The sequence below is a fragment of the Paenibacillus sp. FSL F4-0087 genome (assembly GCF_038020215.1).
Classification (GTDB): domain Bacteria; phylum Bacillota; class Bacilli; order Paenibacillales; family Paenibacillaceae; genus Paenibacillus; species Paenibacillus taichungensis.
The window spans coordinates 1,806,602-1,821,066 of the sequence record NZ_JBBODJ010000001.1; the positions used below are offsets into that span (position 1 = coordinate 1,806,602).

Genomic DNA, 14,465 nt, shown 5'->3' on the forward strand with positions numbered 1-14,465 from the left:
CTTTCGTCAGCTATCCTTCTTTTCCTGCAACAAAAATGCCCTATCCAGCAAGTGGATAAGGCAGAATAAGCATAGCTTTATTTTAGTTCACATGTTTCCGTAGTTCTCCATCCAGCCATTGTAGCGCTGAATGCAGCTTGTCCTTGGGTACATTCTGATATCGATCCCCCGTTGACAATTCAAAGGCACAACTATGAGCACTGGTCTGCTGCAAGTATGAAGTAATCCCCAACCCGAATTGCTGAGTCATGGATGCCAGAATACGCTCCACCTCGGCTTGAGCCAAGGGAAAATGTACGTGAAACATATTGGAGACGGGTACTTCCGGCAATGTACGTATACCGTGACACGCATTTAACAAGGAAGCAAGTTCCTTCGCCTGCTCATAATAAAGCCCCATTTTGCCAAACCGTTCATTGAAATAATATTGAGAACTAAGAATATATGGATATAGGCCGATCAGATCGCCGCCGTGCCGACGCTTCCATATTTTCGATTCTTGCATAACATCCGTATCTCCTGCCAATATAGCCCCAGCAATTCCTCCAATGCCTTTGTAAAAAGACACGTAGACACTATCGAACAGACTGCAAATCTCGGCGGGTGTCTTCTGATAATAAGGCGTGATTTCGAACAAACGTGCCCCGTCCAGATGAAGCTTGATTCCACGTTCACGGCAATAGGCTGAGATTGCCTCCAACTCTTCATAGGCAGGCAATTGTCCACCAATCTCGCGTTGTGGCAGTTCAAGCAGTAGGCAGGAAATTTCCTCATTCATCCCCTCTACATCTTCCAATCGAATCAGTCGGTTCTCGTCCGCCAGCAAAATGGATTCAATCTGATGTAACTCTTTCAGTCCGTCTTCCTCATGGATTTCCAGATGAGATAAAGGATGATAAGCTACCCGCTTGATGCCTTTGCGGTCACACCAGATACGTAAGGCGATTTGCTGTGCCATCGTACCACTGGGGAAAAATACAGCTGATTCCTTGCCCAGAACGTCAGCCATCTGCTGCTGGAATTGATCAATGATTTTACCGTTGCCATAATGATCACTATACTGTTCCCCATCCACCTGCTCCAGCGCTTCCTGAAGTACTTTGACTTTACGACTTCCATGACCACCTATAATAAACTCTGCCTGATTAAAAGCTTCGGCTAATGTTAACTCTGTATTCTTCAAGGTTATTTACTCCTTTATTGTTCTGGTTTTTTGGTTCGTTATCATCTGCACCAGTGCACCCAGCGCTCCGTATTGATGCTCACTCCGGGAATGCACAAATCCTATTTCCAACCTGCGATACGGATCAGGCAAAGATAACACTGTAACCTCGCCTCTCCTTTCGGCTTTCGTAACCGAGGATCGTGGGAGCAATGACACACCTATTCCCGCAGATACGCCATTCATAATGGTGTCCAGTGTTCCATATTCCGTAACGTTGAGGGTGTGTACGCCTTGATCTTTCAAAAAGGCTTCTGCCTGCGCGCGATGGGTACAGCCTACTTCAAAAAACAACATCGGTTTGCACAATAGAGCATGCATTTCATAGGTTCCGGGTTCTGCAATCAGTACCAACTCTTCGTCGTACACTTTCATATAGTTCAGCTCAGGGTGGTCGATCGGGCCATATACCAAAGCTCCATGCAGCTCATGTTGAATGACCTTCCGATTGAGTTCATGTGTCCCCCCTGTAATTAACGAATGCTGAACCTCGGGGTAACATAAACGATATTCAGCGAGCAGCGGCGTCAGATAACTGGAGGCAGCGGTCTCAATCGCACCAAGACGAAGTATCCCTACAGGTGGATTTCCGATCTGCGTTGCCTGCTCCGCTTCATATAATAAATGTAATATTTTATCCGCATATCCCAGCAAATTCTCACCCGCTGGTGTGAGCGACATGCCTCGGTTGGAGCGATAAAACAGTGGTACTTGCAGCTGATCTTCCAACTGTTTAATTCGTGTTGTTACATTAGATTGCACATAATTCAGCGCTAATGCTGCTTTGCTGATACTGCCTTCGCGGGCAACCGCCTGAAATACTTTTAAATCTCCTGCATCCATGCCCTGATCACCTGCTTGTTATCTATTATCTGAATTGATACTGACATTCATTTTTGTTCATTTTACGTGAATCTGCCCCATCTGTACAATGAGGCTCAGTAGTGAAGTTTTTATATACACAAGGAGGAATTTTGTAAATGAAAGCTGTTATACACTCCGGCCAGAGCGGACTTGAAGGTCTTCAATATACAAAGTCAACATCTCGGGCACCGGAAGCCGGTGAAGTACAGATCCAACTGAAATCTGCTGGAATTAATCATCGTGATCTGTTCATCATGGCAGGACGTACATTCCAAGACTCACCACTCATTCTTGGTTCCGATGGAGCAGGTGTAATCATAGCGATTGGAGAAGGTGTAGAGGACTTATCCGTAGGTGATGAGGTCATTATCCACCCTACTCTCGGTTGGGACCACGCAGTAGACGTGCCCATTGTGCCCGATATTGTAGGAGGCCCTACGGATGGAACTCTCGCACAATATATTACGCTGTCTGCTAGAAATGCCTTGCCCAAACCCTCTCATCTATCCTGGGCGGAAGCAGGAGTGTTGTCCCTTTCGGCTTTGACAGCATACCGCGCCTTATTCACTCGTGGCGGACTTAAGCAGGGTGAACATATCCTTATTCCCGGTATTGGCGGCGGTGTAGCGACCTATGCCCTGCTCATGGCCGTAACTGCTGGTGCCAAGGTAACTGTTACATCCAGAAGAGAAGCCAAGAGACATGAGGCTCTGCGTCTGGGCGCTTTCCAAGCTCTGGACAGTCATGCAGACTGGAGTGTGCAGAACGGTCTTGATCCTGTTGATTTCATCTTGGATAGCATCGGACAAGCCATGTTCCCCAAATATTTTGATATAATCAGACCAGGTGGTCGTATCGTGATGTATGGCGCAAGCTCGGGAGATGATCTGAATGTTCCAATCCGCTCCATCTTTTTCCCGCAAGTTAGCCTGATTGGCACCTCCATGGGCAGCCGTGAAGAGTTTGTCCAGATGCTGCAATGGGTGGAAGAACATAATTTACATCCTGTGATCGATAGCATATATCAGCTACAGGACACAGCGAAAGCTTTCGAACGTATGGAAAAGGGAGAGCAGTTTGGCAATCTTGCTATACTCGTGGAGTGACATCTGGTTTAGATGGACCTTCCTTAATTGGTACAAATCATTTTACGATAATGGGGGAATCCATCTGACCCGTCTCGCTAAACGTACAGCCATTGTTCTGGTCGCAATTATACTTTTGTCCCAAATTCCGATGTTGAAAGCAACCTTTGCTCGAGGGATAACTACGCTATATTTGAACATAAAGTATCCGGAACGCTCCTATCAATACAGGGATTTCATCTTTGAATCTCATTTTGGAAGCTATTTCATTTCTTATGCTAATCAAGACGAGCAACTCATAAGCCTGATGCTAGAGCCCGAATTTTTACCGGTGATCGTTACGTATGATCCATTGGATCAACCCATGAAAGACTAAATTATTTACTCTATGAATCATTCAGGAGGTATCGACATGTCCAACCATTTGCACTTGGTAGAATTAGTTCGAAAGTTGATGAATGCCGAAGGAACAGGAAATGAACTGGATGAGATGCTAAACGAGCTACAGCAACAGATGCCTTATGCTGAGATCAGTAATCTGATTTTCTGGGATAATCGAGACCTGACACCCGAACAGATTGTGGAAGAGGCGCTGTCTGCTCGTCCAATCATTCTTCCGCCCCAGCCCTAACATACTTTAGGAGGTGAATGATCGGATATGTCTGACATGAATCATAACAACAATGAACAAACTGATTTTAACGCTATCAGTGGAGAAGAAAAACTACAAGCACTTCGTGATCTGATCGAGCTGACGGATAACCACCTTACTCAGCAAGTTCTTGCTATTAGCATGGATACGAACGAAGAAGATCTGGTACGCATCGAAGCGTGGCGTGCTCTTGGTATGGCGGGCTCCTCTGCTTTTCTGGATAAGATCCTTCATGCTGCCGTGCAACTTGTTCGTGATCCTGAAGAAGATGAGGATGTACAAAATTATGTCTTTCAAACTCTCGCTCTTCTGCCCATTACAGAAACCGAGATCAAGTTGGCTCAGGAGGTATTGGAGGGGGATGCGTATATTTTGGTTAAAAGTGCAGCCTTTGCTGTTCTTGTTGCACATCAACATGTTTCTGGTGCAAAGTCCGCATTAGAGTCACTTCAAATAAACACGAATTTTACGAAAACTGAATCAAAACCAGGAGAAGCTGCTACGAAATCTGTCCGAACGAACAGAGGAACCGAAGATTGAGATTCTCAGACCCCGTATGTATCCATCTCCGGTTAAATATTAAAATCCTCCATACTCAAGTTCAGAGCATGGAGGATTTTTAATATCATTCATGAAACATACTACCTAGTAAACTGTATTTCTTGGTTTATTACCCTTAACTCTACGGTGTATGTTTACCCACGTATTGTAAGTTTCCTTTAGGGAACTCGTTCCACTCACCTGTTAATGAGAACTGTTGTGAACCCGTGTAAATCCCACGTTTGCGAATAAATGTCCCACCAGCAGGCATAAATTGATCATGCGAGGATGGGTCTCCCAGTACATCGACAATTCTTCCGTCCTTTTTGAGAACCAAAGCAACGACGTTATACTCATTCGGGTTATACAATTCCAGTTCATCATTGTAGTACGTGGCTGAAGTGATGTCAAAAAAATCATAAAATATATAATTTATATAAATGAAAGGCATTCCTGGAACAACATCAAATACATTTTTCGTCGTCACCTTCATTGTTGACGTCTTTTTCATCCACTGATACACATCCACTTGATAACCTGTTGCCTTGTGAGACGGATTACCGTCACCAGTATAGTACAGTTGGACAACACTACGTCCATCTCCTGCATCCATGTATTGAGAGAAAAACAACTCGGGTGAGCCTTGTGGAAGCGAATTGACCTGAACGACCACGGCTCTACCATCATTTCCAATAATCCAGAAGTACAACGGAGATGCGGTTAAAGTAATTTGAGTCGTATTTATCGTATCCGGTCCCGTAAACGTCGAATCTGGTGTGCCACTATATAGTTTGAAACTTGTCTGTCCCGGGAACAAATTCGAGGTTGAATAGGTTAGAGCATCCTGCACCCCTGATTTTGTATTGATCTGCATCACTCCAGCATTCACCAGAGAAGCGGTACGAACATTAAAGGAATACTCTGCCTCTCCACCTTTTCCATCCTTCGCCGTCAGGGTTAATGGGGCTACTGCATTACCTGTTCCCGGCTTCAAGGTTAACAGGCTACCATTAATGCTTGCATTAACTGCTACGCTCGAACTGCTGCTAATTGCAAATTGTAACGAATCTCCATCGGGATCACTAAACAATTGACTCAGATCAAACGTACGATCATTCGTTACCGTTGGCGTTAACACTTGTTCGTAAATGTTGCTTACAACCTCTGGTGATATATTAGGGCCAGCAGGCTCGCCTTGTATGGTCATGCCAAAGGATACTTGCTCCCTTCGTCCAGACTGATCATAAACCGACAACGTCACGGTGGTCTGTCCTTCCGCAACTGGAGCGACAGATACCTTTGGACCAGCGGTAGAAACTTCCGCAATATTGACGTCTCCAGAAGAGGCATCAACCGTTAAAGTACTTATATCAAAATTCAACAGGTAAGGAGTAAGATCTATATCCAAAGTCGACCAAGGCCACATGATTGTTTGATCTGGGATTGAACCAATACTTCCTGATTCTAAGACCTCCACATCAATAGAGGCTGTTGCCTCTTTTCCATATACATCTTTTGCTATAATGTTAGCTTGAAATTGACCAACTCGCTTGGGATGAATAATCAGCTTGTTTTCTTGAATGCTCATCTCTGCTATCAGGAAATTATTAAAGTCAATTGGCGTTTGAAACTCTAACACATCTCCGTCCGGATCACTAAAATATTGTGAGAGATCAATGACAATATCCTCCTTACCCAGAAACAACGTTTGAGCAGGTAGATCACTCGTAAGAACTGGAGAAGCATTAGGCTTAGGATTAACGCTTATTGGAAATCCAGTGGAAACGAAACCTCCCCTACCATCTTCCACCGAATAGTTAATGGTATATTCTCCAAATTTCAAAGCAGTCAAATTCAGTACTCCGGAAACTTCCTCCACTATTAATCCATCCGGATCAGATGAACTGGCGCTGAATGTAAGTGGGTCACCGTCCGGATCACTATAATAATCATTTAAGTTAACAGATGGAATTCGATCTGGTAGGAAACCCAAGTATACGTTAATCGAACTAGGTGACTGTCCTACCGGATTCAAATTCGGTATAGGATCTACATTAATATCAAATGTTCCACTTGTTACTCCACCCTTGCCGTCATTTACGGAATACGATATGGTATACGTTCCAAGTTGAAGAGCAGTTAACTTCAACTCACCTGCATTTTCCTCCACAGTAACCCCATCTGAATTGGATGAAGCTGCTGAATACATTAAAGCATCACCATCTGGATCGGTATATAGCTCGTTCAGTTTCACTACAGGGATGTCATCACCCAGATAGACGTCTATTTTCGATGGAGCTTCTCCCATAGGCGCACGATTTAGTGGTGGAAGAACAACAACCCTCATGTCGAGTTCTGTAACACCTGTACTGCCATCATCTGCGATTTGCCCATCATCCACTTTGATTTTAAGAACAACCTCTCCCGCCTTTTTAGGCGTTAACCTCAATACAGATTGCCCATATTCCGATTTTACGATCTCTGTATCCACGATTTCCGGGGCACTATTCAATACACTGTAAAGCAGCTCCGATTCATATTTCTCATCATCCATAACATAGACCATGAGATGGACATCTGTGCTGCCTGACCCGACTACAAGCTCTTGATCCGGGATCGGTGATGGAAGAGGTGGTGCATTCACGTTGACGTCAAATGTGGACCTCAGCCTTTTGCCGCGACCATCATTCGAGGACACAGTTATTGTGGCGGTACCATGTTCCAAGGGTATAATTTCGAGATTTGATCCACTAAGCACAACCTTAGCTACTGAGGATTTGGACGAAGCAACCGTATACGTTATTGAATCACCATCCGGATCAGTCACATAGTCGTTCAGGTTTAACGTCTTACCCTGACCATTTGCCGTAAACTTGCGATTTTCAAATGGCTTCAGCAGTTCAGGTGATCGATTGGCAACAACAGGAGTTGTTTCGCTCGCTCCCGTTCCACCTGACGAAGAAGATGTCGCATTGGAAGTTACTGTTCCGGTGTTTCCACTTACGGCCGAAGATGGTACTCCAGCAGCCAGAGAAACCTCGGCAACCTTAATATTCCCTGTTATATTAACCTGTGCTGCTGCATTATTCACCTGAAGTTGTTGAATGGCGCCCACTACATTAAGATTAACAGCACCAACCCCATCTACCGTTAATTGTTGCAGGCTGACATTACCCTTAAGTTGCAGAGGCTGTGACGTATTCAACTTGACTTTATCTACAGTTCCCTGCAAGTCCACCTTACTTGCGCCATCTACAATGTTCAGCAAAGACAGCTCAGCTGTGTTTGCAATTTCAAGAGTACTATCGGATTCAACGCTAACCTCTTGAGCATTCGTACTGCCCGAGAACACCACATGTACATCACTTTTATCTATATTCACATTGTTTAGAACAGAGTCTTCGAACACAACGGTATTGCTGTCGCCACCCTGAACTGAAATAGATTGTTCTACTTTTATATTTTTGGCATAGAAATCATGTTCCATCTCTGGTGCTATCGTCAGTTTGCCTTTGATCTTAAGCCCTTGTACCGAAGTGAAGTCCGCCTTAATCGTCAGATCTCCATTCAATGTGGTTTCCTCAGCATTCAATAACAGATTACGGCTGAATTCCGCCTCTCCTGTCTGTGCTGATTTTCCGCCTTTTCTAATTTCCAAGGCGTTAATTTCGGTAATTGTATGATCTTGGCTCTTAAACTGTATACCAGCCTGATCAAGTACAGCCTTGTTGCGTTCATTCAGAAGACCTGCCACTTGTTCAGATATCTGATAGACAACTCCGTTGATCTGAACTTGGCTTCCATGGATTGACTGAACCACAGACAGGCGGGTTTCTGGGAAGATGGCTGACAACATCATACCTATGGCTTCGCCCCGAACAAGACCTTGTTTAACTTTATTCTCTCCCTGATATTCACTTAGAAGATTAGCCTTCTCAGCAGCTTGGATATAAGGAGCCGCCCACGCACTTGCCCCTTTCCATTCCGAAGGAAGTGACTCTATTTGATTACCTTGTTTAGCATAAGCCGTTGCTCTCACCAAAACGGTGATCAATTCCTGTCCGGTAATCTCCGCTCGTGGATGGAAATACCCTTTTGCATCTCCCTGCAAAAGACCAGCCTTCTTCACCGCTTGAATGGAAGGTGCTGACCAACTAGCTGAGTTCACATCTACAAATGGCTCTGAAACTTTCTTACTTGTTGTTAGTCCGAGAGCCTGCGCAAGAACAACCGCCAGTTCCTGACGGGTGATCGGATCGGTCGCCCGAAGGTTCCCATCCGGATCTCCTTTGATAAACCCCATGCCTACAGCCTTATTCATCGAATCATTTAATTGATTTGTAGCATTGGGGCCTGAAGATATGCTAGATGGGGTTATCTTCTGATCTGCTGAATCCTGACTCTGTGCTGCAACTGGAACAGTATTACTTAAGAGCAATGCAATCATGGCTAATTGTGCTGTTCTTTTCATTTTTCGCATTAGTATTCTCCTTCTGTATCTGCTGTTGAATTAAACGAAATTAAGGAGTAATTAAAGAATCGAATTTGCCCAAGTTATCATAATTGTTTTCTCCGATATTGCTCCATTCGGATGGCTCATAAGAAACCTTGTCGCCTTGAACAGTATCCCATTTTCTTGTCAAAGATTGAGTTGGTACAATAACTGCCGTATCCATGATTTCCCCTTTGTAATATAGCGTCAGCGTTACCGGTTCCGTATTCTCTACCAGATCCAAAATCAGATAATAATAATCTTCATCTGAAAATTCACTAAACTCTTCTGCGAGAACCAACGTACTATTCGATGGAATAATTGTGCCTGAGTCCAGCGTAATGGGAGTATTGGAATCACTGCGTACAATTGTGATATCCCCTCCGTTAAGCGGTTTGGATGTAGGATTATACAACTCAATTGCCTGATTGGACTCCTCACCCCAGACTACCTCAGAAATAAATAATCCCTTTCCTGCATCCGGGTCTTCCACGTTAACCGTAAATGTGGTCTCAGCTTCTTCACCATCAGGATCGGTAGCTTTGACCGTAACCGTAGCTGAACCAATAACGTTCTTGAAGCCCAATGACAATGTTTCTCCTTGCACACTGGTATCTACTACATTGGAATCCGAAGATTCTGCCGTATACGTCAGAATGTCTCCATCTGAATCTTCGAACACGCCAGCCAGGTTTACCGTATCGCTAACCTTTCCCAAAGTTACATTCAACTTAGAAATCTGCCCTGCTACCGTAGGTTTATGATTAATAACTACAGGGGCTTTGACCTCGACAGTGAACTCGCTCTTCACTGCTGCACCGAAATTGTCCTTGGCAGTTACAGTCAACTTGGCACTTCCAACAGAATAAATATTCAGTGTCATCATACTGTCTGTAATATCAGCACTCGCGACTTGATTATCGGATGAGGATACAACGAAGGTCAGTTCATCTCCGTCCGGGTCTGAGAAAATAGTTTTTAAATCTATCGGATCACTTACAGCACCCAATTCAATTTCTACAGTTTGCAGTGTTTTCACCACTTCAGGAGCATGGTTTATTGGAGGTAGCGGCGGTACAATCGGTGGTATAACTGGCGGTATCGGTGGGGTTATAACGAACGGATTTACAAAATAGCCAAAGGATGTTGTTATACTTCCTCCCTTTCCGTCCGTAGCTTTCACCGTAACCGTCGTATTACCTAAAGCAATAGGCTGGATTCTCAATGTTGAACCCTGAATATCCACAGTAGCAATGTTATGATCGATTTCTGAAATCTCATAACTGAGTTCATCTTCATCCGCATCCGTAAAAACAGTGCTCAGATCAATCTCTTGTGCACCCTCTCCAAAAAATACAATTTTGTCGGGGATGGTCGATTGAACAACCGGCGGTTGATTCTCGGGAGACGGAGGTCCAATGACAACAGGTGGTTCTGGTTCAGGTGTTGGTGTGGATGGTCCTGATGAGCCACCTGAACCTGAATTAGAGTTGCTAGTCCACGTATTACTGGATGGTGTCGTTACAGTCGGTGTACTGCGGATAATCTGTGTTGATGCTCCTCCCTTTGGAAGAATAACCTTGTCCGTTTTTACAGTCTCAGGCAATTGAATAACAGACTTCGCATCTTTCATTACAATCTGTTTCCACGTCCCACTTCCCTGAACGTTAACTTTGTTAGTGGTGTTTATGATTACTTCGTCGATGTCCCCTTCGATTGTCACTTCACTCGAGCCTGGTTTGAAGACAACCTGTGGCAATGTATCGGCTTTCAAAACAACATGGTCCGCCGAGACTGAAATCACGCCCTTATAAGATGAACCTTTCAGATCCAATGTCACTGGATCTTTAGCCGTCCCTGCTTGAACAATCTGAATTTCCGACAAGGAAGACAGATTACGTGTTCGAGCATCATAAGTGATCACAGCGTTCTGTAATGCATCTTTATTCCCATCATTCAAAATACTTTGAAGCTCTTTACTAATTACAAAAGGACGTCCGTCGATGTAGGCAACATCTCCATCCAATTTAGTCAGAGAAGCTGTTCTCTCTCCCGTTTGAAAAACGTCTACTAGAATTCCAGCAATATCTTGCCGCTCCACCAAAGCCTTGGAACTGAACCTTCCTTCACTGGATTCCAACAATCCAAGCTTTAATGCAGTATGTACCTGCTCTTTGGCCCAACTACTCACCATGGATTCATCTAAAAGTGTCTGTTGTTGACCTCCCTTTATTCCTTGTGCTCCTGTAACTCTAACCAAGATGGAAGCGAGTTCTTCCCGTCGAATTGGATCGTTGGCACGGAAATTACCGGATGCATCTCCAGTCATCCAGCCTACTTTTCGAATAGCATCAATATAAGGTGCAGCCCAGTCTGAATTATTCCGAACCGATTGCGATGGTTCATCAAGTGTTAAATGGGATGCTTTAGCCAGCAATACGGCCATTTCTCTCCGAGTCAAATGCTGGCTCGGATGAAAGGAGCCATCAGGATATCCCGCAATTAATCCTTGGTTTACCGCTTCCTGAACCGCTTGCAAGGAAGTGGAACGGATATCGGTTTGATCTGTGAACACCGATGATATATGATTTGCTACTCCTCCCGTTTGATCGGCTGCGTTGACGATCTGATTTCCCCACAGCATGCCCACTACAATTGAAGTAAGTAGTATTTTTTTCCAATCCTGATTCATGCTTGTTCCTCCCCAAAAACTTCGTTTTCGGCACATAGTTTATCAAGATTTTCTGAACAAATTCTGAACAAAAAAACTAACATATTATCCAATTAAAAGGTGCTTACTAATAATCCCTTCACCCCCACTTCACTTAACATTGGATCAAAAAGTTAAATACAAAAAGGATTGCCCATCGGATTGAAATAGGTGCAATTAAATTATGAAAAAATAAATAATATCAGTTCATATAATACGTATTTACGTAAAACTCACATTGCGCTTTCTTACATTCTTTTTCTGAAATCACGTGTATCTGCCTCAAAATTCGTTATAATGAAAAGAACTTGGTGAGATTTGTAAGTTTATGCAATTATTCAACTTAGCTATTGGAGGCGAATTATGGAAACGGAAGGTTTACGCAACGTAGAGAAGCTGGCGCTGAAGAAACACAAGATTTACAAACAAAGCTTGATCAGGTACCTTGCACGCTCCATGCTCGCCAGCATGTTTATCGGGTTTGGCGTCATCGTGGCGTTCAAGACGGGTAACTTCTTTTATATGGAGGATTCCCCTTTTACATACCCTATGGCGGCCCTCACGTTCGGCGCGGCAATTATTCTGATCGCCTATGGTGGCGGTGATTTGTTCACAGGAAATACGTTCTATTACACCTATGCAGCCTTACGCAAGAAACTGAAATGGTTCGAAGTGGTGAAGCTGTGGATTGCAAGTTACAGTGGAAATCTGATGGGTGCGGCGGTATTTGCCTTGTTAATCTACCTGACGGGTCTGTTCGATTCATCTCAGGTGAATGGTTTTCTGCTGAGTGTCGTAGAGCACAAGATGGAGGCACCAGCCATGCAGCTCTTCTTCCGGGGCATTCTGTGTAACTGGCTTGTATGTCTGGCGTTCTTTGTGCCAATGTTCATGAAGGAGAATGGTGCAAAAATGTTCGCCATGATGCTCTTTGTCTTCTGTTTCTTCATCTCGGGATATGAGCACAGCGTCGCCAATATGTGTACATTCGCCATTGCGCTGGTACTGAACCATCCGGGGACGATCTCATTCGGCGGGGTTATTCATAACCTGATTCCGGTCACGCTTGGCAATCTGGTGGGCGGCGTGCTGTTGATGGGCTTTATGTATTATGCGGTGAACAAACCGTTTCTGGACGAAGAGACACACTAATTTTTTGGCAAGAAAAGCCCCCTTACTGGTCCGGTCAACTGACCGTGGCTGGACGTTAAGCCAAACCACAAACACCCGCGCAACCTTTCGATCCTGTGATGAAGGTTGTGCGGGTGTTTGTTTATGGGCAGGCTCACTATGTGCCTGCCCTCGGTTATATCTGCCTTGTATCCGAATGGAGGCTACAAGGCTTGCTCCGTGGCTTAGTTATACTCACGCCACGGAATATATTCAATATCGTTGTCGCCACGCGTGACCACGATCATATTCTCGATTTTGCCCGTATCCTTGTTGGTTCGGTAAATCATCGTACGCGTCTCGCCTTCTTCCGGCACGGAGAACAGGAACTTGTCCGCAACAAAGGAGGAACCGAGCCCTGTCGCATGTTCTGTAAAGGCAGATCCGCTTTTGCTGGTCAACAGCAGGCCGATTCCATAAGCTGTAGCCGTTTGTGCTCCTTTGCCAAAGAGATGCTCCCCTTGACTGGTCGTATGGGTTTGTTCCCAATACTCGTATTTTTTCGTATCCTTGTTGTAATCCACGACGTTACCCTGTTTATCCAAGCTGATACTAGTCGTTTCACCCTTGTCGCTTTTAACCTGATACGTACCTACAATCGAATCCTCGGTAATCTTCACCGTCTTGCCCGTGTTCGGATCAATCTGGTAGATTTCGTCCTCATATTGAAGCCGAATAACATTCATGCTGGCCTGAAGCTGCTGCGCCAGTTTCTCGTCACCCATCTCCTCGGCTTTCTTTAACATTTCCTCATAGTTTTTGTAATCCTCGGCGTCCTTCTTATCCCAATCCTCCATATTCTCCGGAGGACCTGACATTTTGCCCGGGCCATCACCTTTATGTTTACCGAGGGACGTAAGAGTCTGTGCCGCAGCCAAAGCCACCATAAGAGCCTTGTTCACAACATCTTCATCTGTGGTGCGGAAACGCTCAGCAATTTTCTTGAGTTCCGACTGAATGGACAAGACCAGCTCAAGGACAGACTTCATTGTACCTTGAGCCGTTGCATAATCGTTATAAAAGCGTTCCCGCTCCATTCCGTCCCAATTGCTGCGCATGACACGGATCTGGCTATCCAATGTGGACATGAACCCCGACAATTGCTGATGTGCCTGGGCGAATTGCCCACTAACTGTATCCAGTTGTTCCGGTGTGACCTTAATCTGTGTCATCCTGCACACTCCTCTTCGTCATATTCCTCCTGTTTCGTGGTCCATCGATGATTATCTTGCAGCCTGATCTGCCTTAATCTCCAGATGCAGCAGCGGAAACGGATTACCGGAACCATCCAACTCAGAACGACCAATTTGTACAAATCCCATTTTCTCGTAGAATCGGGCCGCTCCAGCATTCTGCTCATTGACATCCACCTTGAGGTTACGGCCTTTGATGTTAAGGGTATGGTTGATCAGAAGACGTCCCAGACCCTGTCCGTGCTGACTGACATCTATAAACAACATCTCAATAAAGTTATCATCCAAACCGATAAACCCGACAGGTTCATTGTCAGCATTCAGCGCTTCCCATACCTCAACTTGTCTTTGCTGCAACACATCGCTCACTACTTTTTTATAAAACTGGATGTGATGTTCTTCCAAAAACGTGTGTGTTGCCCGAACGGCCCTCTCCCAAATCTCGACCAACTTGTCATGATCCTGTTCACGATATGAAGCGATTAACATGTCCAATGTATTCTCCTTTTCCTTTTCCATATAACGATTATGTAACCA

The 14,465-nt window shown here is 44.7% G+C and carries 10 protein-coding genes; 4 read left to right on the top strand and 6 right to left on the bottom strand.

Annotated features, from left to right (window positions below):
- Window positions 1-82 precede the first annotated feature (82 nt).
- Both MHB84_RS08545 and MHB84_RS08550 read right to left on the bottom strand, forming a co-directional pair.
- Window positions 83-1,183 (bottom strand): threonine aldolase family protein, encoded by a 1,101-nt coding sequence (locus MHB84_RS08545; RefSeq protein ID WP_076290405.1) that lies wholly within the window; start codon window positions 1,181-1,183, stop codon window positions 83-85.
- A gap of 6 nt (window positions 1,184-1,189) precedes the next feature.
- The gene (locus MHB84_RS08550) at window positions 1,190-2,065 is read right to left on the bottom strand and encodes a LysR family transcriptional regulator (protein WP_076290406.1); all 876 of its coding nucleotides are present in this window, start codon (window positions 2,063-2,065) and stop codon (window positions 1,190-1,192) included.
- Between the two features lie 137 nt (window positions 2,066-2,202).
- On the opposite strand from MHB84_RS08550, the gene MHB84_RS08555 reads away from it, so the two are divergent.
- From MHB84_RS08555 to MHB84_RS08565, 3 genes are all read left to right on the top strand, one after another.
- A complete protein-coding gene (locus MHB84_RS08555; protein ID WP_076290407.1) occupies window positions 2,203-3,192 on the top strand; it encodes a zinc-binding dehydrogenase in 990 nt (329 codons plus the stop codon).
- A 391-nt stretch (window positions 3,193-3,583) separates the two neighbouring features.
- Window positions 3,584-3,802, top strand: a complete 219-nt coding sequence (locus MHB84_RS08560) for a bacteriocin immunity protein (RefSeq protein WP_143764772.1) — start codon at window positions 3,584-3,586, stop codon at window positions 3,800-3,802.
- Between the two features lie 27 nt (window positions 3,803-3,829).
- Window positions 3,830-4,363: a hypothetical protein gene (locus MHB84_RS08565; protein ID WP_076290410.1), complete on the top strand. Its 534-nt coding sequence runs from the start codon at window positions 3,830-3,832 to the stop codon at window positions 4,361-4,363.
- Window positions 4,364-4,505: 142 nt separating this feature from the next.
- Here the strand turns inward: MHB84_RS08565 and MHB84_RS08570 are convergent, their stop codons facing one another.
- Window positions 4,506-8,843: an S-layer homology domain-containing protein gene (locus tag MHB84_RS08570; RefSeq protein ID WP_076290411.1), complete on the bottom strand. Its 4,338-nt coding sequence runs from the start codon at window positions 8,841-8,843 to the stop codon at window positions 4,506-4,508.
- Window positions 8,844-8,883: 40 nt separating this feature from the next.
- Window positions 8,884-11,547 (bottom strand): S-layer homology domain-containing protein, encoded by a 2,664-nt coding sequence (locus MHB84_RS08575; RefSeq protein ID WP_076290412.1) that lies wholly within the window; start codon window positions 11,545-11,547, stop codon window positions 8,884-8,886.
- 381 nt (window positions 11,548-11,928) lie between these two features.
- Between MHB84_RS08575 and MHB84_RS08580 the strand changes: the two genes are divergently transcribed.
- Window positions 11,929-12,717: a formate/nitrite transporter family protein gene (locus tag MHB84_RS08580; RefSeq protein WP_053784134.1), complete on the top strand. Its 789-nt coding sequence runs from the start codon at window positions 11,929-11,931 to the stop codon at window positions 12,715-12,717.
- 203 nt (window positions 12,718-12,920) lie between these two features.
- Here the strand turns inward: MHB84_RS08580 and MHB84_RS08585 are convergent, their stop codons facing one another.
- Together MHB84_RS08585 and MHB84_RS08590 are read right to left on the bottom strand one after the other, a co-directional pair.
- Window positions 12,921-13,907, bottom strand: coding sequence for a WXG100 family type VII secretion target (locus tag MHB84_RS08585; protein WP_076290413.1), 987 nt, complete (start codon window positions 13,905-13,907; stop codon window positions 12,921-12,923).
- 51 nt (window positions 13,908-13,958) lie between these two features.
- Window positions 13,959-14,417, bottom strand: coding sequence for an acetyltransferase (locus MHB84_RS08590; protein WP_076290414.1), 459 nt, complete (start codon window positions 14,415-14,417; stop codon window positions 13,959-13,961).
- Between the last annotated feature and the right edge of the window lie 48 nt (window positions 14,418-14,465).